Origin of the sequence: Shigella sp. FJ200513 (assembly GCF_040495915.1) — a bacterium.
GTDB lineage: Bacteria > Pseudomonadota > Gammaproteobacteria > Enterobacterales > Enterobacteriaceae > ECMA0423.
The window spans coordinates 15,704-34,615 of sequence record NZ_JBDYCV010000009.1 but is presented as its reverse complement, the minus strand read 5'-3'; the positions used below and the strand labels follow the sequence as shown (position 1 = coordinate 34,615).

Genomic DNA, 18,912 nt, shown 5'->3' with positions numbered 1-18,912 from the left:
TCTGGTTATTACGTGTGTTGTGATGTTGTTGTTCAGCACTTTATTTCGTTTTATGCATGACTACCCGTGCTTTAGCAGCATACTCTGCTAAAACATACCCGATTTTTATGATATTGGAATAGCTATTTTGACAGTTTATTAACAATCTGCGTGGGGATTGGCGTTTTGCCGGAGGGGGAATTGATTATTGTAGAGGCCCAAAAAACAAAAACCCCGGACTCTCATCCAGGGTTCTCTGCTTAATAGCGGAAATTACGCTTCAATAGCGGCGCGAAGTTTTTTCATCGCGTTCTTTTCCAGTTGGCGCACACGTTCAGCGGAAACACCGTAACGGTCAGCCAGTTCCTGCAACGTGGACTTGTTGTCTTCGTCCAGCCAGCGCGCACGGATGATGTCCTGGCTGCGTTCGTCCAGACCATGCATCGCGTCGGTCAGACGGTTTGCCGCCTGCTCTTCCCAGTTATCATCTTCGATGCCGTCGGCAAAGTTAGATGATTTATCCTGCAGATAGAGCACCGGTGCCATCGGCTGGCTGTCGGAATCGTCGTCGGAAGACAGGTCAAAGGTCATGTCCTGTGCCGCCATACGTGATTCCATCTCACGTACGTCTTTGCTGGTTACGCCCAGTTCACGGGCCACCATTTCGACTTCATCCTGGTTAAACCAGCCCAGACGCTGCTTGGTTTTACGCAGGTTGAAGAACAGTTTGCGCTGCGCTTTGGTGGTCGCAACTTTGACGATACGCCAGTTACGCAGAACGTATTCGTGGATCTCTGCTTTGATCCAGTGGACGGCGAAGGAGACCAGGCGCACACCCACTTCCGGGTTAAAACGGCGCACTGCTTTCATCAGGCCGATGTTACCTTCCTGAATCAAATCCGCCTGTGGCAGGCCATAGCCCGCATAATTACGAGCAATATGAACAACAAACCGCAGGTGAGACAGGATCAGCGTTTTAGCTGCTTCCAGATCGCCATGGTAATGCAGCTTTTCAGCCAGCGCCCGCTCCTCGTCAGCCGACAACATCGGCCACGCGTTAGCTGCCCGGATGTAGGAATCCAGGTTGCCAACTGGGGCTAAAGCTAAACTTTGCATTTTGTCAGTCATTCAAATCCTCTCAATCGATATCTTCTGGCGCTTCAGTGGTAGCAACAACTGTGCCAAAGCTTAAGAGCAACGAGGTTATCATTCACTGTTTTATCAGACCGTGATTTTATCCACAAGTTCAATGCAAGCTTGTGAATAAATTACGCACAAAATGTGACATAGAGATGAAATACCGGGAAGAGACAACGGGGTCTCTTTCCCTGCTACGGAACCCATTGCAGGGAAAGAGTATAACACGCTTTTATTATTCAGGCGTAAAGTGGCGTAAATGTTGTACCGTGGCAAGCCACGCTGCCACCCAGCCAATCATCGAGCATACCAGCAGCAATAGCAGGCATTCATCGAACGATAAACCATTGATATCAAACTTCGTTCCGAAAACCTGTGCCACTTCCGCCACCGCTGACGACAAACGCAGTACCAGAATTTCTGACAAAATTAATGACAACAATGCGCCAGAAAATCCCAGCAGCGCACCGCCGTACAGGAACGGGCGAAGGATGAAACCATCCGTCGCACCAATCAGTTTCTGCACGTTGATGGAGTCACGGCGAGCAAAGATGCTCAGACGTACGCTGTTGCCGATGACGAGGAACACTGCCGCCACCATCAACACGCCGATCATCGCCGAAACGCGCCCAACCAGCCCGGTCAACGCCGCCAGACGGGCAAACCAGCTGTCATCCATCCGCACTTCGTCAATACCGTTAATCTGCGTGATACGATCACGCAGCGTATTGAGTGATTCCGTCCCCTGAAAATCGAGTTTCGGGATCACCACCGCCACTGCCGGAAGCGGGTTTTCTTCCAGCATATCCAGCGCACCACCAAAACCAGACCAGTTACGGAACTCGCCCAGTGCGTCTTCACGAGAAAGATAGTTCACTTTCTCCACGCCTTGCTCGGCCTGCAACTGTGCCACCACGCCCGCAGCGGCGTCATCGTCCAGCGTTTTTTGCAAGTAAACAGTGATTTGCGGTGACGGATAATACTGCGTCGCCGCCTGATTAACGTTTTTGTACACCATATAACAGACGCTGGGCAGCGTCAGGGAGATGGCGATAACCATCACCGTTAAAAACGTGGCGAACGGTTTGCTTTTCAGATCCTGCAATGCGCCGTGGAAGGCATAGCGCACCTGTTCGTTGAAAACGTTGGTTTTGCGATTTACCGGTTTTGGCGAGGATTTCGCGCGTTTCGGTGCGTTACGACCGCCGTCGCCTGAGCCGCCGACCGATTTACGGAAGCGATCCAGACGCCCACCAAACTGCCGAATATGATTGATTGCATCGCGCTTATTCATGGCCCACGCCTCCATGCAAGTGACCATCGCTCAGGGTGAGCATGCGATAGGAACGCCGTGAAATCAGATTAATGTCGTGCGTTGCCATCAATACGGTTACCCCAACGCGGTTAAACTCTTCAAACAGACGTAGAATCCCTTCCGACAACGCGTCGTCCAGGTTACCGGTCGGTTCGTCCGCCAGCAGTACCGCGGGCTTATTCACCACCGCGCGGGCAATGCCAACACGCTGTTGTTCACCGCCGGAAAGCTGAATAGGGAAGTTCTTCGCTTTGTCCAGTAGCCCGACTTTATCCAGTGCCGCCGACACCCGGCGACGAATATCGTCACCGCTGGCACCAGCGATAATCAGCGGGATCGCCACGTTATCGTAGACAGTACGGTCCATCAGTAGATGGTGATCCTGGAAAATCATGCCAATCTGGCGGCGCAGAAACGGAACTTCACGGTTTTTCAGACGCGTGATGTCATGGCCGCTAAACCAGATTTTCCCGGCGCTGGGCCGCTCAATCCCACAGATCAGCTTCAGGAGGGTACTTTTCCCTGCGCCGGAATGACCGGTCAGAAACGCCATCTCACCCGGCTGCATATGGAACGTAACGCCCTGCAGCGCCTGTCTCCCACCGAGATAAGCCTTGCTGACATGTTCAAAGCGAATCATTGTTAATCCTCTCGGGCAAAAAGTGCCTCTATAAAGTCGTCCGCCTTAAACGGACGCAAATCCTCAATACGTTCGCCGACACCAATGTAGCGGATAGGGATACCAAACTGGTCAGCCACCGAGAAAATTACCCCGCCTTTCGCCGTGCCGTCCAGTTTCGTTAGCGTGATGCCGGTTAAGCCAACAGCTTCGTGGAACAGTTTGGCCTGGCTTACCGCGTTCTGCCCGGTGCTGGCATCAATAGTCAGCATAACTTCATGCGGCGCTTCAACGTCGAGTTTCTTCATCACGCGGACGATTTTCTTCAACTCTTCCATCAGATGCGATTTGTTCTGCAGACGTCCGGCGGTATCGGCAATCAGGACGTCGATATTACGCGCTTTAGCTGCCTGAATGGCGTCGAAGATAACAGAGGCGGAATCCGCACCGGTATGCTGGGCAATCACCGGAATATTGTTGCGCTGACCCCAGACCTGAAGCTGTTCAACCGCAGCTGCACGGAAAGTATCGCCCGCCGCCAGCATCACCGATTTACCCTGCTGCTCAAACTGACGCGCCAGCTTACCAATCGTCGTGGTTTTACCCACACCGTTGACGCCCACCATCAGGATCACGAACGGCGTTTTATCTTCAACATTCAGCGGCTCATCGACTTTCGCCAGAATCTCGCCCATCTCTTCTTTCAGCAGGCCATAGAGCGCCTCGGCATCACGAAGCTGCTTGCGGGATGCGCCTTCCGTCAGATTGGTGATAATTTTACGTGTGGTTTCCACGCCCACATCGGCGATCAACAGCTGTTCTTCCAGCTCTTCAAACAGATCATCGTCGATTTTTTTACCGCGGAACAGGCTGATAAATCCGGAACCGAGATTTTCTTTGGTTTTTAACAGGCTGCGTTTCAGGCGCGCGAAGAAGCCTTCTTTGGTCGGTTTTTCTTGCTCCTGGGCAATTTCTGCAACCGGCTGCTCTTCTTCTGCCGGAGGAACTACCATCACCGCCTCTTCTGCCGCTTCGGCAGCCAGCGCCTGTGCTTCCAGCTCTTCGTCGGTGATTTCTTCTTTAGCCGCTTCTTCTTCTGCCGCTTCGACAATCTCTACGGTTTCCGCTTCAGCCTGCCACTCTTCTGACGAAACCTCTTCGGCGTTGACGTCTTCCGGCAACGGCAGCTCTTCACGTTCGATAGCCACTGGCTCCGGCGTTTCTTCTACGACCGGTTCCGGCTGTGCAACAACTTCCGCTTCAGGCTGCGCTTTTTCACTTTCAACAACCTGTTCAGTGACTTCCACAACGTCGGCAGCAAAAGTTTCCGCCTCGGCTTCAGTATGCGCCTGCGGCTGCTCTTCAACGGCTTGTTCAGAAGCCTTCGCAGGCTCTTGCGCCTGAACGATTTCTTCTACAACCGGTTGTTCATTCTGAACTTCTGTCTCTTTTTCCGGGGTCTGCTCTTTTTGACCAAAGCCCAGCCAGGAAAAAAAGCCACGTCTTTTTTCTTTCGCCATTTGCGACTACACTCCTCGCTGTTGCTTCATGGCACAGCGTTAACGCTATGTACATAGCAGCTAAAAAAATGATGAAATAGTCTATCACTTAACTTAATTCACATCACCGCCTGCAAGTATGTGTTATCTGGCGGATTGAGCAATTTATCATGAAAAAACCGAATCATTCCGGCAGCGGCCAAATCCGCATTATTGGCGGGCAGTGGCGAGGCCGTAAACTCCCGGTTCCTGATAGCCCAGGTCTGCGCCCCACCACCGACCGCGTACGCGAAACGTTGTTTAACTGGCTGGCTCCGGTCATTGTTGACGCCCAATGTCTGGATTGCTTCGCCGGGAGCGGCGCGCTGGGGCTGGAAGCGTTATCGCGCTACGCTGCGGGGGCAACGTTGATTGAGATGGATCGCGTGGTTTCTCAGCAGTTAATTAAGAATCTGGCGACACTAAAAGCAGGCAATGCACGCGTGGTGAACAGCAACGCAATGTCATTCCTGGCGCAAAAAGGCACACCGCATAATATCGTGTTTGTCGATCCACCGTTCCGCCGTGGCTTGTTAGAAGAGACGATAAATTTACTGGAAGATAACGGCTGGCTGGCTGACGAAGCCCTGATTTATGTCGAAAGCGAAGTCGAAAACGGTCTGCCCACTGTTCCGGCAAACTGGTCATTACATCGGGAAAAAGTGGCGGGTCAGGTGGCTTATCGGCTGTATCAACACGAAGCACAAGGAGAAAGTGATGCTGATTAATATTGGTCGTTTGTTAATGCTCTGCGTTTGGGGATTTTTAATCCTCAATCTGGTGCATCCCTTCCCGCGCCCGCTAAATATTTTCGTTAACGTGGCGCTGATTTTTACCGTGCTGATGCATGGTATGCAGCTGGCGCTATTGAAATCCACTTTACCGAAAGATGGCCCGCAGATGACCACCGCCGAAAAGGTGCGGATTTTCCTTTTCGGCGTGTTTGAACTGCTGGTCTGGCAGAAGAAATTTAAAGTTAAAAAATAACCTTATTGTTCGCCAACAAAGCTAACAAAGCGCGTTCCTTTATAGCTCAGCGTACCTTTATCGCCCACTGTCAGGGCGTGGTACTGCTGGGCGTCGAGGCGAAACGTCTGCTCCATTCCTCCGCTTTGCGGTTTGAAGCTTGCCTCATAGCGCATACTGGTGCCTGCCGGAGTCACTTCCTGCTGGCGCGAACGGCGATCGTTAATCGGTTTTTCCCGCTTGTTGCTCACCACCACCAGCTTTTGCTGGAGCGGAGCCATATCATTATCAGCTTTTTCCCGTCGCTGTTGCATAAAACGAAACGATGCGGCGACGACAATTAAGCCAATGATAACAATAAAGAAAAGAGGTGGTTTACTCATCTTTATCCCTCATCGGAAAATGCGGAATTAAGCATACCCTGCCAGTTATGGTGTTGTCATCCGTCCACCCTCGCCACTAAACTGGAAGCAAGACCGTAGGCATTCTGCTTACGAAAAAATAACGAATTCAAGGAACTAAGATGCTTTGGTCGTTTATCGCTGTCTGTCTTTCCGCATGGCTATCTGTGGATGCATCGTATCGTGGGCCAACCTGGCAACGCTGGGTGTTTAAACCGTTAACCCTTCTTCTCCTGCTGTTACTGGCCTGGCAAGCACCGATGTTCGACGCCATTAGCTATCTGGTGCTGGCGGGACTGTGCGCCTCACTGCTGGGCGATGCGCTAACCCTGTTGCCACGTCAACGTCTGATGTACGCCATCGGCGCGTTTTTCCTCTCGCACCTGCTGTACACCATCTATTTCGCCAGTCAGATGACGCTCTCTTTCTTCTGGCCTCTGCCACTGGTGTTGCTGGTTCTGGGTGCGCTGCTACTGGCGATTATCTGGACGCGGCTGGAAGAGTACCGTTGGCCTATCTGCACGTTTATCGGCATGACGCTGGTGATGGTGTGGCTGGCAGGTGAACTGTGGTTCTTCCGTCCGACCGCTCCGGCGCTCTCTGCGTTTGTTGGCGCTTCGTTGCTGTTTATCAGTAACTTTGTCTGGCTGGGGAGCCACTATCGCCGACGCTTCCGTGCGGATAACGCGATTGCTGCGGCCTGCTACTTTGCCGGTCACTTCCTCATCGTCCGCTCACTGTATCTCTGATAAAACTTGACTCTGGAGTCGACTCCAGAGTGTATCCTTCGGTTAATGAGAAAAAACTTAACCGGAGGATGCCATGTCGACACCTGACAATCACGGCAAGAAAGCCCCTCAATTTGCTGCGTTCAAACCGCTAACCACGGTACAGAACGCCAACGACTGTTGCTGCGACGGCGCATGCTCCAGCTCGCCAACGCTCTCTGAAAACGTCTCCGGCACCCGCTATAGCTGGAAAGTCAGCGGCATGGACTGCGCCGCCTGTGCGCGCAAGGTAGAAAATGCCGTGCGCCAGCTTGCAGGCGTGAATCAGGTGCAGGTGTTGTTCGCCACCGAAAAACTGGTGGTTGATGCCGACAATGACATCCGTGCCCAGGTTGAATCTGCGGTGCAAAAAGCGGGCTATTCCCTGCGCGATGAGCAGGCCGCCGACGAGCCACAAGCATCGCGCCTGAAAGAGAATCTGCCGCTGATTACGCTTATCGTGATGATGGCAATCAGCTGGGGTCTGGAGCAGTTCAATCATCCGTTCGGGCAACTGGCGTTTATCGCGACCACGCTAGTTGGGCTGTACCCGATTGCTCGTCAGGCATTACGGCTGATCAAATCCGGCAGCTACTTCGCCATTGAAACCTTAATGAGCGTAGCCGCTATTGGTGCACTGTTTATTGGCGCAACGGCTGAAGCTGCGATGGTGTTGCTGCTGTTTTTGATTGGTGAACGACTGGAAGGCTGGGCCGCCAGCCGCGCGCGTCAGGGCGTTAGCGCGTTAATGGCGCTGAAACCAGAAACCGCCACGCGCCTGCGTAACGGTGAGCGGGAAGAGGTGGCGATTAACAGCCTGCGGCCTGGCGATGTGATTGAAGTCGCCGCAGGTGGGCGTTTGCCTGCCGACGGTAAACTGCTCTCACCGTTTGCCAGTTTTGATGAAAGCGCCCTAACCGGAGAATCCATTCCGGTGGAGCGCGCGACGGGCGATAAAGTTCCTGCAGGAGCCACCAGCGTAGACCGTCTGGTAACGCTGGAAGTGCTGTCAGAACCGGGTGCCAGCGCCATTGACCGGATTCTGAAACTGATCGAAGAAGCCGAAGAGCGCCGCGCCCCCATTGAGCGGTTTATCGACCGTTTCAGCCGTATTTATACGCCAGCGATTATGGCCGTCGCCCTGCTGGTAACGCTAGTGCCGCCGCTGCTGTTTGCCGCCAGCTGGCAGGAGTGGATTTATAAAGGTCTGACGCTGCTGCTGATTGGTTGCCCGTGTGCGTTAGTTATCTCAACGCCTGCGGCGATAACCTCCGGGCTGGCAGCAGCAGCGCGTCGTGGGGCGTTAATTAAAGGCGGTGCGGCGCTGGAACAACTAGGTCGTGTTACCCAAGTGGCGTTTGATAAAACCGGTACGCTGACCGTCGGTAAACCGCGCGTTACCGCGATTCATCCGGCAACGGGTATTAGTGAATCTGAACTGCTGACACTGGCGGCGGCGGTCGAGCAAGGCGCGACGCATCCACTGGCGCAAGCCATCGTACGCGAAGCACAGGTTGCTGAACTCGCCATTCCCACCGCCGAATCACAGCGGGCACTGGTCGGGTCTGGCATTGAAGCGCAGGTTAATGGTGAGCGCGTGTTGATATGCGCTGCCGGGAAACATCCCGCTGATGCATTTGCTGGTTTGATTAATGAACTGGAAAGCGCCGGGCAAACGGTTGTGCTGGTAGTACGTAATGATGACGTGCTGGGTATCATTGCATTGCAGGATACCCTGCGCGCCGACGCTACAACTGCCATCAGTGAACTGAACGCGCTGGGGGTTAAAGGAGTGATCCTCACCGGCGATAATCCACGCGCAGCGGCGGCAATTGCCGGGGAGCTGGGGCTGGAGTTTAAAGCGGGCCTATTGCCGGAAGATAAAGTCAAAGCGGTGACCAAGCTGAATCAACATGCGCCCCTGGCGATGGTCGGTGATGGTATTAACGACGCGCCAGCGATGAAAGCTGCCGCCATCGGGATTGCTATGGGTAGCGGCACAGACGTGGCGCTGGAAACCGCCGACGCAGCATTAACCCATAACCACCTGCGCGGCCTGGTGCAAATGATTGAACTGGCACGCGCCACTCACGCCAATATCCGCCAGAACATCACCATTGCGCTGGGACTGAAAGGGATCTTCCTCGTCACCACGCTTTTAGGGATGACCGGGTTGTGGCTGGCAGTGCTGGCAGATACGGGTGCGACGGTGCTGGTGACGGCGAATGCGTTAAGGTTGTTGCGCAGGAGATAAGGCAAACCGATCGCAACATTGAGCGCGATCGGTCCCCTCGCCCCTCTGGGGAGAGGGTTAGGGGGTGAGGAAAAGGCGGCATCGAAGCCAATCAGCCCCTATCAACCGCCTTTACGAATCAAATAACGATAAGGCAGTCCATCCGTCTCTTTCGCAACCAGTTCGTGTTCCATAAAGGTACAAAACCCAGGAATATCGCGGGTAGTGGCCGGATCGTCGGCGATAATCAGCAACGTTTCGCCAGGCTGCATATTGCGCACGGTTTTGCGCACCATCATCACCGGTTCCGGGCAGCGCAGGCCAAGCGCGTCGAGTGTGTGGTCAGGGCTGGAAAAGAGATCGGTCATTTTCTTCTCATCACTTAAAAAAACGGCGCTAGTTTACGCCCTGTGAGTCCGTAAGCAAACCAGGTTAACGATTGCGTGAAAATTAACCATTGCATTGTCAACGTAAAGCAGTATCATGCGGCGGCTCGAAAAAAGGGTAAGCACGTTATTATGTTAAGGTAACAGACGTGTCGTACGTATTGGGTTCCCTCACCCCAATGGTTAATCAAAAAGGTACAATATGAACGTTTTCTCGCAAACTCAACGCTATAAGGCGTTGTTCTGGTTATCGTTATTTCATCTTCTGGTGATCACCTCCAGTAACTATCTGGTTCAGCTTCCCGTCTCCATTTTTGGTTTCCATACCACCTGGGGCGCGTTTAGCTTTCCGTTTATTTTTCTTGCTACCGACCTGACCGTGCGTATTTTTGGCGCACCGCTGGCCCGACGCATTATCTTCGCGGTAATGATCCCTGCGTTATTAATCTCCTACGTCATCTCGTCGCTATTCTATATGGGTTCCTGGCAGGGATTCGGCGCACTCGCCCACTTCAACCTGTTTGTCGCCCGTATCGCCACCGCCAGTTTCATGGCCTACGCGCTGGGGCAAATCCTCGACGTGCACGTTTTTAACCGCCTGCGTCAGAGTCGCCGCTGGTGGCTGGCACCGACAGCGTCCACACTGTTCGGTAACGTCAGCGACACGCTGGCCTTTTTCTTCATTGCCTTCTGGCGTAGCCCGGATGCCTTTATGGCTGAACACTGGATGGAAATCGCGCTGGTCGATTACTGTTTCAAAGTGTTAATCAGTATCGTTTTCTTCCTGCCAATGTATGGCGTATTACTCAATATGCTGTTGAAAAGACTGGCAGATAAATCCGAAATCAACGCTTTGCAGGCGAGTTAAAGGTTCGTTATCAGAGTTGTGATAAGATGGATGAATGAGCCGTTATGGCCGTTTATCGAAAGGAAGAAGTCAATGCGCAATCTGGTTAAATATGTCGGAATTGGCCTGCTGGTTATGGGGCTTGCGGCCTGTGATGATAAAGACACTAACGCTACGGCGCAGGGTTCGGTTGCGGAAAGTAACGCTACCGGGAATCCCGTCAACCTGCTTGATGGCAAGTTAAGTTTCTCGCTGCCAGCGGATATGACCGACCAGAGCGGTAAGCTGGGAACGCAGGCCAATAACATGCATGTCTGGTCCGACGCCACCGGGCAGAAAGCAGTCATCGTCATCATGGGCGATGATCCGAAAGAAGATCTGGCGGTGTTGGCGAAGCGTCTGGAAGATCAGCAACGTAGCCGCGATCCGCAGCTGCAAGTGGTAACCAATAAAGCCATTGAGCTGAAAGGTCACAAAATGCAGCAGTTAGACAGTATTATCTCCGCGAAAGGCCAGACGGCGTACTCTTCCGTTATTCTGGGTAACGTGGGTAATCAACTGCTGACCATGCAAATTACGCTGCCAGCTGACGATCAGCAAAAAGCGCAAACCACCGCAGAAAACATCATTAATACGCTGGTTATTCAGTAAGTTTTAAGATGATGAGGCGGCCTCAGGGACGTGTTCCGGAGGCCGTTTTTTTAATCGCCACGTCAGTAATAACGCGATTGCGACCAGTCCCGCCGCCGCCAGATAAATCACCGGTACGCCCGCCCAGCTCATCACCAGCCCAGCCAGTGGTCCAGTCACGCCAAGCGATAAATCCATAAATACGGTGTAAGTTGCCAGCGCCGCCCCCTGATTTTGCTGCGGAACCGCTTTTACCGCCACTACACCCAATGCCGGGAACACCAGCGAAAACCCGGCCCCCGCCAGTAAGACGCCGATTTTCGCCATCCACGGCATAGTCGCCACGCCAACCAGTAGCAGGCCGATTATCTCAACGCTAAAGCAAATCATCGCTACGTTTAAGCCACCGATACGGTTAATGCCGTTAGGGAATAACAAACGCGTACCGACAAACGCACAGCTAAACAGCGTCAGCGCGAAAGCCGCACCGTCCCAACCTTTAGCGTCATAAAACAGCGTGATAAAGGTGGCGATGACGCCAAATCCGGCGGAAGCCAGTGCCAGCGCCATACCGTACAGCCAGACGCGCCCAAGCACCGCGCGAAACGGCAGCGGTTTGCCTTTACTGGCTTTTACCGTCGGACGCGGGATCGCCAACAAAATGGCCACCAGCGCCACGCCCATAATGATTAACGCTAACGCCTGCAAGCCGCCCCAGTGATAAAACACGACGCCTAACGGCGCACCCATCGCCATCGCCCCGTAAGTGACAATGCCGTTCCACGAAATCACCCGCCCGATATGCAGCGAGCCAACCACTCCAACGCCCCATAGGGTCGATCCCGTTCCGGCAAAACTTTGCCCAATCCCAAGGATGACGCGCCCCAGGCAAAGTAATAACAGGCTGATGACAGGCAGACTGGCGGTTAATCCTGCCGTCAGATACCCCAGACCGCTCAAAAAGCAGCCGCATAAACCGAAGACGACAATCTTTTTGGGTCCCAGCAAATCGGCGTAACGTCCGGCATGAGGGCGGCTCAGCAAGGTGGCGAAATATTGCAGGCTGATAACCAATCCTGCCCAGAAGGCGCTAAAGCCCATCACATCATGGACATAGCCCGGTAATACAGCGAGCGGCAACCCGATGGTGAGGTAGCTGGCGAAGTTAAACATGACAATGGAGACAATGCGCAAATTCAGGCGCAATCCGTTTAGCGCGGGTTCGGCTACGGGTTCGGGCATGAGGATCACCACATTTTTACAACAGTGTTTCATTTTTACCATGTGCTGACGTGAAAATCAGCAGTAAGAATCAGAATATTGCTGGCGTGACTCCCGCGCTACACTTAACACAAAAAGTCACAAGGAAGCCCCAATGGAAACCCCTCAACCCGATAAAACGGGCATGCACATTCTGCTCAAGTTGGCCTCGCTGGTAGTGATCCTCGCGGGCATTCACGCAGCGGCAGATATCATTGTGCAGCTGTTACTGGCGCTGTTTTTTGCCATCGTCCTCAACCCGCTCGTTACCTGGTTTATTCGTCGGGGAGTACAACGCCCCGTTGCCATTACGATTGTAGTGGTGGTGATGCTGATCGCACTAACCGCGCTGGTCGGCGTACTGGCGGCATCGTTTAACGAATTTATCTCTATGCTGCCGAAGTTTAATAAGGAGCTGACGCGCAAACTTTTTAAATTGCAGGAGATGTTGCCTTTTCTTAATTTGCATATGTCGCCGGAGCGAATGCTGCAGCGGATGGACTCGGAAAAAGTGGTTACCTTCACCACAGCGCTAATGACCGGGCTTTCCGGGGCAATGGCGAGCGTGCTTTTGCTGGTGATGACCGTAGTTTTTATGCTGTTTGAAGTGCGCCACGTCCCTTACAAAATGCGTTTTGCGCTGAATAACCCACAGATTCACATCGCAGGATTACACCGCGCACTTAAAGGCGTTTCGCATTATCTGGCGTTAAAGACGCTACTCAGTTTATGGACAGGTGTCATCGTCTGGCTGGGGCTGGCGCTAATGGGCGTACAGTTTGCGCTGATGTGGGCAGTACTGGCGTTTTTGCTCAACTACGTGCCCAATATCGGCGCGGTAATTTCCGCCGTACCGCCAATGATTCAGGTGCTGCTGTTTAATGGTGTTTACGAATGTATTCTGGTCGGCGCATTGTTTTTAGTGGTCCATATGGTCATCGGCAATATTTTAGAACCACGGATGATGGGCCATCGCCTGGGGATGTCCACCATGGTGGTATTTCTTTCATTGTTAATCTGGGGATGGCTGCTCGGCCCGGTAGGGATGCTACTTTCGGTGCCATTAACCAGCGTGTGTAAAATCTGGATGGAAACGACGAAAGGTGGCAGCAAACTGGCGATTTTACTGGGGCCGGGCAGACCGAAAAGTCGGTTACCGGGATGAGGCGACAAGTGATACGATACGCACTTTCATTTTCCATTAAACGTTGGCCCTGATATGTATCGGATAGTTCTGGGGAAAGTTTCGACCTTAAGCGCAGCTCCACTGCCACCGGGTTTACGCGAGCAAGCACCGCAAGGTCCACGACGCGAACGCTGGCTGGCGGGGCGTACATTGCTTTCGCACACGCTTTCCCCGCTACCGGAGATCATCTATGGCGAACAAGGCAAACCTGCATTCGCGCCGGAAACGCCGCTATGGTTCAACTTAAGCCATAGCGGTGACGATATCGCTCTGCTGTTGAGCGATGAAGGCGAAGTCGGCTGCGATATCGAAGTGATTCGCCCGCGCGTCAACTGGCGCTGGCTGGCGAACGCCGTGTTCAGCCTCGGGGAACACGCTGAAATGGACGCCGTGCATCCTGATCAGCAACTGGAAATGTTCTGGCGCATCTGGACGCGCAAAGAAGCCATCGTTAAACAGCGTGGCGGCAGCGCCTGGCAAATCGTCAGCGTAGATAGCACCTATCACTCCTCGCTGTCAGTCAGCCATTGTCAGCTAGAAAATTTAAGCCTTGCGATCTGCACCCCCACCCCCTTTACGCTCACCGCCGACAGTGTGCAATGGATCGATTCAGTTAACTGATCCGCCCACCCGACTGCCCATCTATTGATCCAGAACAGGTAATCAGTATGACGAATACTTAAAATCGTCATACTTATTTCCGCCATCTATTTTAATCCATTGGGGTTACCATGCTCTCCACACTCCGCCGCACTCTATTTGCGCTGCTGGCTTGTGCGTCTTTTATCGTCCATGCCGCTGCACCAGATGAAATCACCACCGCCTGGCCGGTGAATGTCGGGCCACTAAACCCGCACCTTTACACGCCTAACCAGATGTTCGCCCAGAGCATGGTTTATGAACCATTGGTGAAATATCAGGCAGACGGTTCGGTGATCCCGTGGCTGGCAAAAAGCTGGACTCATTCAGAAGATGGTAAAACCTGGACCTTCACCCTGCGTGATGACGTGAAATTCTCCAACGGTGAACCGTTCGATGCCGAGGCGGCGGCAGAAAACTTCCGCGCAGTGCTCGATAACCGTCAACGTCACGCCTGGCTGGAGCTGGCAAACCAGATTGTTGATGTTAAAGCACTCAATAAAACAGAGCTGCAAATTACCCTGAAAAGCGCCTACTATCCTTTCCTGCAAGAACTGGCCCTGCCCCGTCCTTTCCGTTTTATCGCTCCCTCGCAGTTTAAAAACCATGAAACCATGAACGGAATTAAAGCGCCGATTGGCACCGGACCGTGGATTTTGCAGGAATCGAAACTAAATCAGTACGATGTCTTCGTCCGTAACGAAAACTACTGGGGCGAAAAGCCAGCGATTAAAAAGATCACCTTTAACGTCATCCCGGACCCGACTACCCGCGCGGTGGCGTTTGAAACTGGCGATATCGACCTGCTGTACGGAAACGAAGGGTTATTACCGCTCGATACCTTCGCCCGCTTTAGCCAGAATCCGGCTTACCACACCCAACTGTCACAGCCGATCGAAACCGTGATGCTGGCGCTCAATACCGCCAAAGCCCCCACCAACGAGCTGGCAGTACGTGAAGCTCTTAATTACGCGGTAAACAAAAAATCGCTGATTGATAACGCGTTATATGGCACCCAGCAGGTCGCCGACACCCTGTTTGCCCCTTCTGTGCCTTACGCTAATCTCGGCCTGAAACCGCGCCAGTACGATCCGCAGAAAGCGAAAGAGTTGCTGGAAAAAGCCGGTTGGACGCTGCCTGCGGGCAAAGACATCCGCGAGAAAAATGGTCAGCCGCTGCGCATTGAACTGTCGTTCATCGGCACCGATGCGTTAAGCAAATCGATGGCGGAAATCATTCAGGCTGATATGCGCCAGATTGGCGCAGATGTCTCGCTGATTGGCGAAGAAGAGAGCAGTATCTATGCTCGTCAGCGCGACGGTCGTTTTGGCATGATTTTCCACCGCACCTGGGGCGCGCCATACGATCCACACGCCTTCCTGAGTTCAATGCGCGTACCGTCGCACGCTGACTTCCAGGCACAGCAAGGATTAGCCGACAAGCCGCTGATTGATAAAGAGATCGGCGAAGTGCTGGCGACCCATGACGAAACGCAACGTCAGGCGCTGTATCGCGACATTCTGACCCGTCTGCATGACGAGGCGGTTTATCTGCCTATCAGCTACATCTCGATGATGGTGGTATCAAAACCGGAGCTGGGTAATATCCCCTACGCGCCGATCGCCACCGAAATTCCGTTCGAACAGATTAAACCGGTGAAACCTTAATGTTGCGTTACGTATTACGCCGCTTTCTGCTGCTGATCCCGATGGTGCTCGCCGCCTCGGTGATCATTTTTCTGATGCTGCGCCTCGGTACCGGCGACCCGGCGCTCGATTATCTGCGTTTATCTAACCTGCCGCCGACGCCGGAGATGCTGGCCTCTACCCGCACCATGCTCGGGCTGGATCAGCCGCTGTACGTCCAGTACGGTACCTGGTTGTGGAAGGCGCTGCATCTTGACTTTGGTATCTCATTCGCCAGCCAACGCCCGGTACTGGACGATATGCTGAACTTCCTGCCCGCCACGCTGGAACTTGCAGGTGCGGCGCTGGTATTAATTCTGCTCACTTCCGTACCGCTCGGTATCTGGGCGGCGCGCCACCGCGATCGTTTGCCGGATTTCGCCGTGCGCTTTATCGCGTTTCTTGGCGTGTCGATGCCCAACTTCTGGCTGGCATTTTTGCTAGTGATGGCGTTTTCGGTGTATCTGCAATGGCTACCCGCGATGGGCTACGGCAGCTGGCAGCACATCATTTTACCTGCGGTTTCCATCGCCTTTATGTCGCTGGCGATTAACGCGCGACTGCTGCGCGCCAGTATGCTGGACGTCGCCGGTCAGCGTCACGTCACCTGGGCGCGGCTACGCGGCCTGAATGACAAACAGACCGAACGCCGCCATATTCTGCGCAATGCCTCGCTGCCGATGATCACCGCCGTGGGGATGCACATTGGCGAATTGATTGGCGGGACGATGATTATCGAAAACATCTTTGCCTGGCCTGGCGTCGGGCGCTATGCGGTGTCGGCGATTTTTAACCGTGACTATCCGGTGATTCAGTGCTTTACGCTGATGATGGTGGTGGTTTTTGTGGTCTGTAATTTGATTGTCGATTTGCTCAACGCCGCGCTGGACCCGCGCATTCGTCGTCATGAAGGAGCGCACGCGTGAACTTTTTCCTCTCTTCCCGCTGGTCGGTACGCCTGGCGCTGATCATTATCGCCCTGCTGGCGCTGATTGCGCTCACCAGCCAGTGGTGGCAGCCGTACGATCCACAGGCAATTGATTTGCCGTCGTGCCTGCTTTCGCCGGATGCGCAGCACTGGCTGGGCACCGATCACTTAGGTCGCGATATTTTCTCGCGGCTGATGGCAGCGACCCGCGTGTCGCTCGGTTCGGTAATGGCCTGCCTGCTGCTGGTGCTGACATTAGGGCTGGTTATTGGCGGCAGCGCCGGGTTGATTGGCGGGCACGTTGATCAGGCCACCATGCGCGTCGCCGATATGTTTATGACCTTCCCGACCTCGATTCTGTCGTTCTTTATGGTTGGCGTGCTCGGCACCGGGCTGACCAACGTAATTATCGCCATCGCCCTGTCGCACTGGGCGTGGTATGCACGCATGGTGCGCAGCTTGGTGATTTCACTACGCCAACGCGAGTTTGTGCTGGCGTCACGGCTTTCCGGTGCGGGCCATGTGCGGGTGTTTGTCGATCATCTGGCAGGCGCGGTGATCCCTTCGCTGCTGGTGCTGGCAACGCTGGATATCGGCCATATGATGCTGCACGTCGCGGGGATGTCTTTCCTTGGCCTCGGTGTGACCGCGCCGACCGCCGAATGGGGCGTGATGATTAACGACGCGCGCCAGTATATCTGGACCCAGCCGCTGCAAATGTTCTGGCCGGGGCTGGCGCTGTTTATCAGCGTGATGGCCTTTAACCTGGTGGGTGACGCACTGCGCGATCATCTGGATCCTCATCTGGTGACGGAGCACGCACACTAATGCCGCAACAGATTGAACTACGTAATATCACGCTACAGGCCGCGCAGCCGCTGGTACACGGTGTATCGTTAACCCTGCAACGCGGGCGCGTGCTGGCGTTAGTCGGCGGTAGCGGCAGCGGGAAATCATTAACCTGCGCCGCGACGCTGGGCATTTTGCCCGCTGGCGTTCGCCAGACGGCGGGGGAAATTTTAGCCGATGGCAAACCGGTTTCGCCTTACGCCCTGCGCGGCATCAAAATTGCCACCATCATGCAGAACCCGCGCAGCGCCTTTAATCCACTGCACACCATGCACACCCACGCGCGGGAAACCTGCCTGGCGTTAGGGAAACCCGCCGATGACGCTACGCTTACCGCTGCCATAGAAGCGGTGGGGCTGGAAAACGCCGCGCGCGTGCTGAAGCTGTACCCGTTCGAGATGAGCGGCGGCATGTTGCAGCGCATGATGATTGCGATGGCGGTGCTGTGTGAATCACCGTTTATCATCGCCGATGAACCGACCACCGACCTCGACGTGGTAGCACAGGCGCGCATCCTCGATCTGCTGGAAAGCATTATGCAAAAACAAGCGCCGGGAATGCTGCTGGTCACCCATGATATGGGCGTTGTGGCGCGTCTGGCGGATGACGTGGCGGTGATGTCACAAGGTAAAATTGTCGAACAGGGCGATGTAGAAACGCTGTTTAACGCCCCCAAACATACGGTGACGCGCAGCCTGGTTTCCGCTCATCTCGCCCTCTACGGTATGGAGCTGGCATCATGACCTTACTTAACGTCTGCGGCCTTTCCCATCACTATGCCCACGGTGGATTTAGCGGAAAACATCAACATCAGGCGGTGCTGAATAACGTTTCCCTGACCCTGAAAAGCGGCGAAACCGTCGCCCTGCTGGGACGCAGCGGCTGCGGAAAAAGCACCCTCGCGCGGCTGCTGGTAGGCTTAGAGTCTCCCTCACAAGGGAATATTAGCTGGCACGGCGAATCGCTGGCGAAACTTAATCGCGCCCAACGTAAAGCCTTCCGCCGTGATATTCAGATGGTGTTTCAGGACTCCATCAGTGCCGTGAATCCGCGCAAAACCGTGCGCGAGATCCTGCGTGAACCGATGCGCCACCTGCTATCACTGAAAAAATCCGAACAACTGGCGCGCGCCAGCGAAATGCTGAAGGCGGTCGATCTCGATGACAGCGTTCTCGACAAACGCCCACCGCAGTTAAGCGGCGGCCAGCTCCAGCTCGTCTGCCTGGCACGCGCGCTGGCGGTCGAACCGAAATTGCTGATTCTGGATGAAGCCGTTTCTAACCTTGATCTCGTGTTACAGGCGGGCGTCATTCGCCTGCTGAAAAAGCTACAACAACAGTTTGGCACTGCCTGCCTGTTCATCACTCATGACTTACGCCTGGTGGAACGCTTTTGCCAGCGAGTGATGGTGATGGACAACGGACAAATCGCCGAAACCCAGGCGGTGGGAGATAAATTAACCTTTTCCTCTGACGCCGGACGTGTGCTACAAAACGCGGTATTACCCGCATTCCCCGTGCGCCGTCGCACCTCAGAAAAGGTTTAAC

At 54.1% G+C, this 18,912-nt stretch carries 20 protein-coding genes; 13 read left to right on the top strand and 7 right to left on the bottom strand.

Features of this window, described 5'->3' with window-relative positions; all coding sequences use genetic code 11:
- Nucleotides 1–252: 252 nt before the first annotated feature.
- The 4 genes from rpoH to ftsY all read right to left on the bottom strand — a co-directional run bounded on the left by rpoH (nt 253) and on the right by ftsY (nt 4,570).
- The gene (gene rpoH, locus ABZJ92_RS03620) at nt 253–1,107 is read right to left on the bottom strand and encodes an RNA polymerase sigma factor RpoH (RefSeq protein WP_000130216.1); all 855 of its coding nucleotides are present in this window, start codon (nt 1,105–1,107) and stop codon (nt 253–255) included.
- 244 nt (nt 1,108–1,351) lie between these two features.
- Complete coding sequence (ftsX, locus tag ABZJ92_RS03615) at nt 1,352–2,410, bottom strand: permease-like cell division protein FtsX (protein WP_001042003.1); 1,059 nt, start codon at nt 2,408–2,410, stop codon at nt 1,352–1,354.
- Complete coding sequence (gene ftsE, locus ABZJ92_RS03610) at nt 2,403–3,071, bottom strand: cell division ATP-binding protein FtsE (protein ID WP_000617723.1); 669 nt, start codon at nt 3,069–3,071, stop codon at nt 2,403–2,405. The genes ftsX and ftsE overlap by 8 nt, the downstream gene beginning before the upstream one ends.
- Nucleotides 3,072–3,073: 2 nt before the next feature.
- Entirely contained in the window at nt 3,074–4,570 is a 1,497-nt protein-coding gene (ftsY, locus tag ABZJ92_RS03605; RefSeq protein WP_001040711.1) for a signal recognition particle-docking protein FtsY, read from the bottom strand.
- Between the two features lie 149 nt (nt 4,571–4,719).
- Here ftsY and rsmD point away from each other — a divergent pair, with 149 nt between their 5' ends.
- Nucleotides 4,720–5,316, top strand: a complete 597-nt coding sequence (gene rsmD, locus ABZJ92_RS03600; protein WP_000743201.1) for a 16S rRNA (guanine(966)-N(2))-methyltransferase — start codon at nt 4,720–4,722, stop codon at nt 5,314–5,316.
- Nucleotides 5,306–5,575 (top strand): DUF1145 family protein, encoded by a 270-nt coding sequence (locus ABZJ92_RS03595; RefSeq protein ID WP_001295207.1) that lies wholly within the window; start codon nt 5,306–5,308, stop codon nt 5,573–5,575. The genes rsmD and ABZJ92_RS03595 overlap by 11 nt, the downstream gene beginning before the upstream one ends.
- A 2-nt stretch (nt 5,576–5,577) precedes the next feature.
- Here ABZJ92_RS03595 and ABZJ92_RS03590 read toward each other — a convergent pair whose 3' ends face one another.
- Nucleotides 5,578–5,937 (bottom strand): DUF2500 domain-containing protein, encoded by a 360-nt coding sequence (locus tag ABZJ92_RS03590; protein WP_000042900.1) that lies wholly within the window; start codon nt 5,935–5,937, stop codon nt 5,578–5,580.
- Between the two features lie 140 nt (nt 5,938–6,077).
- On the opposite strand from ABZJ92_RS03590, the gene ABZJ92_RS03585 reads away from it, so the two are divergent.
- Both ABZJ92_RS03585 and zntA read left to right on the top strand, forming a co-directional pair.
- Entirely contained in the window at nt 6,078–6,704 is a 627-nt protein-coding gene (locus ABZJ92_RS03585; protein WP_000964718.1) for a lysoplasmalogenase, read from the top strand.
- 73 nt (nt 6,705–6,777) lie between these two features.
- A complete protein-coding gene (gene zntA, locus ABZJ92_RS03580; RefSeq protein ID WP_000106529.1) occupies nt 6,778–8,976 on the top strand; it encodes a Zn(II)/Cd(II)/Pb(II) translocating P-type ATPase ZntA in 2,199 nt (732 codons plus the stop codon).
- Nucleotides 8,977–9,077: 101 nt separating this feature from the next.
- Here the strand turns inward: zntA and tusA are convergent, their stop codons facing one another.
- Nucleotides 9,078–9,323 carry a sulfurtransferase TusA gene (tusA, locus tag ABZJ92_RS03575; RefSeq protein ID WP_000130621.1) on the bottom strand — a complete coding sequence of 82 codons (246 nt, stop codon included), beginning with the start codon at nt 9,321–9,323 and terminating at the stop codon, nt 9,078–9,080.
- Nucleotides 9,324–9,543: 220 nt separating this feature from the next.
- On the opposite strand from tusA, the gene ABZJ92_RS03570 reads away from it, so the two are divergent.
- Nucleotides 9,544–10,209: a 7-cyano-7-deazaguanine/7-aminomethyl-7-deazaguanine transporter gene (locus ABZJ92_RS03570; protein ID WP_001100467.1), complete on the top strand. Its 666-nt coding sequence runs from the start codon at nt 9,544–9,546 to the stop codon at nt 10,207–10,209.
- 72 nt (nt 10,210–10,281) lie between these two features.
- Nucleotides 10,282–10,839, top strand: a complete 558-nt coding sequence (dcrB, locus tag ABZJ92_RS03565) for a phage sensitivity protein DcrB (RefSeq protein ID WP_001245295.1) — start codon at nt 10,282–10,284, stop codon at nt 10,837–10,839.
- Nucleotides 10,840–10,842: 3 nt separating this feature from the next.
- On the opposite strand, the gene ABZJ92_RS03560 is transcribed toward dcrB, so the two are convergent.
- Complete coding sequence (locus ABZJ92_RS03560) at nt 10,843–12,060, bottom strand: MFS transporter (protein ID WP_001309018.1); 1,218 nt, start codon at nt 12,058–12,060, stop codon at nt 10,843–10,845.
- Between the two features lie 133 nt (nt 12,061–12,193).
- Here ABZJ92_RS03560 and ABZJ92_RS03555 point away from each other — a divergent pair, with 133 nt between their 5' ends.
- The 7 genes from ABZJ92_RS03555 (at nt 12,194) to nikE (ending at nt 18,911) form a co-directional block, all read left to right on the top strand.
- On the top strand, nt 12,194–13,243 hold the full coding sequence (locus ABZJ92_RS03555) for an AI-2E family transporter (protein ID WP_000449758.1): 1,050 nt from the start codon (nt 12,194–12,196) through the stop codon (nt 13,241–13,243).
- Between the two features lie 54 nt (nt 13,244–13,297).
- Nucleotides 13,298–13,885, top strand: coding sequence for a 4'-phosphopantetheinyl transferase AcpT (gene acpT / locus ABZJ92_RS03550; protein ID WP_000285793.1), 588 nt, complete (start codon nt 13,298–13,300; stop codon nt 13,883–13,885).
- Between the two features lie 110 nt (nt 13,886–13,995).
- Nucleotides 13,996–15,570 (top strand): nickel ABC transporter substrate-binding protein, encoded by a 1,575-nt coding sequence (gene nikA, locus ABZJ92_RS03545; RefSeq protein ID WP_000953344.1) that lies wholly within the window; start codon nt 13,996–13,998, stop codon nt 15,568–15,570.
- Nucleotides 15,570–16,514: a nickel ABC transporter permease subunit NikB gene (gene nikB / locus ABZJ92_RS03540; protein WP_000947076.1), complete on the top strand. Its 945-nt coding sequence runs from the start codon at nt 15,570–15,572 to the stop codon at nt 16,512–16,514. Before nikA ends, nikB begins: the two co-directional genes overlap by 1 nt.
- Nucleotides 16,511–17,344, top strand: coding sequence for a nickel ABC transporter permease subunit NikC (nikC, locus tag ABZJ92_RS03535; RefSeq protein WP_001008973.1), 834 nt, complete (start codon nt 16,511–16,513; stop codon nt 17,342–17,344). The genes nikB and nikC overlap by 4 nt, the downstream gene beginning before the upstream one ends.
- The gene (gene nikD, locus ABZJ92_RS03530) at nt 17,344–18,108 is read left to right on the top strand and encodes a nickel import ATP-binding protein NikD (RefSeq protein WP_001136253.1); all 765 of its coding nucleotides are present in this window, start codon (nt 17,344–17,346) and stop codon (nt 18,106–18,108) included. Before nikC ends, nikD begins: the two co-directional genes overlap by 1 nt.
- On the top strand, nt 18,105–18,911 hold the full coding sequence (gene nikE / locus ABZJ92_RS03525) for a nickel import ATP-binding protein NikE (protein ID WP_000173660.1): 807 nt from the start codon (nt 18,105–18,107) through the stop codon (nt 18,909–18,911). The genes nikD and nikE overlap by 4 nt, the downstream gene beginning before the upstream one ends.
- Nucleotide 18,912 lies beyond the last annotated feature (1 nt).

Coding starts and splice junctions, on each gene's coding strand:
- ftsX (WP_001042003.1), bottom strand. CDS start 2,410: ATGAATAAGCGCGATGCAATCAATCATATTCGGCAGTTTGGTGGGCGT.
- nikE (WP_000173660.1), top strand. CDS start 18,105: ATGACCTTACTTAACGTCTGCGGCCTTTCCCATCACTATGCCCACGGT.
- ABZJ92_RS03560 (WP_001309018.1), bottom strand. CDS start 12,060: ATGCCCGAACCCGTAGCCGAACCCGCGCTAAACGGATTGCGCCTGAAT.
- ABZJ92_RS03590 (WP_000042900.1), bottom strand. CDS start 5,937: ATGAGTAAACCACCTCTTTTCTTTATTGTTATCATTGGCTTAATTGTC.
- zntA (WP_000106529.1), top strand. CDS start 6,778: ATGTCGACACCTGACAATCACGGCAAGAAAGCCCCTCAATTTGCTGCG.
- nikB (WP_000947076.1), top strand. CDS start 15,570: ATGTTGCGTTACGTATTACGCCGCTTTCTGCTGCTGATCCCGATGGTG.
- ftsY (WP_001040711.1), bottom strand. CDS start 4,570: ATGGCGAAAGAAAAAAGACGTGGCTTTTTTTCCTGGCTGGGCTTTGGT.
- ftsE (WP_000617723.1), bottom strand. CDS start 3,071: ATGATTCGCTTTGAACATGTCAGCAAGGCTTATCTCGGTGGGAGACAG.
- rpoH (WP_000130216.1), bottom strand. CDS start 1,107: ATGACTGACAAAATGCAAAGTTTAGCTTTAGCCCCAGTTGGCAACCTG.
- ABZJ92_RS03595 (WP_001295207.1), top strand. CDS start 5,306: ATGCTGATTAATATTGGTCGTTTGTTAATGCTCTGCGTTTGGGGATTT.
- ABZJ92_RS03555 (WP_000449758.1), top strand. CDS start 12,194: ATGGAAACCCCTCAACCCGATAAAACGGGCATGCACATTCTGCTCAAG.
- nikA (WP_000953344.1), top strand. CDS start 13,996: ATGCTCTCCACACTCCGCCGCACTCTATTTGCGCTGCTGGCTTGTGCG.
- nikD (WP_001136253.1), top strand. CDS start 17,344: ATGCCGCAACAGATTGAACTACGTAATATCACGCTACAGGCCGCGCAG.
- acpT (WP_000285793.1), top strand. CDS start 13,298: ATGTATCGGATAGTTCTGGGGAAAGTTTCGACCTTAAGCGCAGCTCCA.
- ABZJ92_RS03570 (WP_001100467.1), top strand. CDS start 9,544: ATGAACGTTTTCTCGCAAACTCAACGCTATAAGGCGTTGTTCTGGTTA.
- ABZJ92_RS03585 (WP_000964718.1), top strand. CDS start 6,078: ATGCTTTGGTCGTTTATCGCTGTCTGTCTTTCCGCATGGCTATCTGTG.
- tusA (WP_000130621.1), bottom strand. CDS start 9,323: ATGACCGATCTCTTTTCCAGCCCTGACCACACACTCGACGCGCTTGGC.
- dcrB (WP_001245295.1), top strand. CDS start 10,282: ATGCGCAATCTGGTTAAATATGTCGGAATTGGCCTGCTGGTTATGGGG.
- rsmD (WP_000743201.1), top strand. CDS start 4,720: ATGAAAAAACCGAATCATTCCGGCAGCGGCCAAATCCGCATTATTGGC.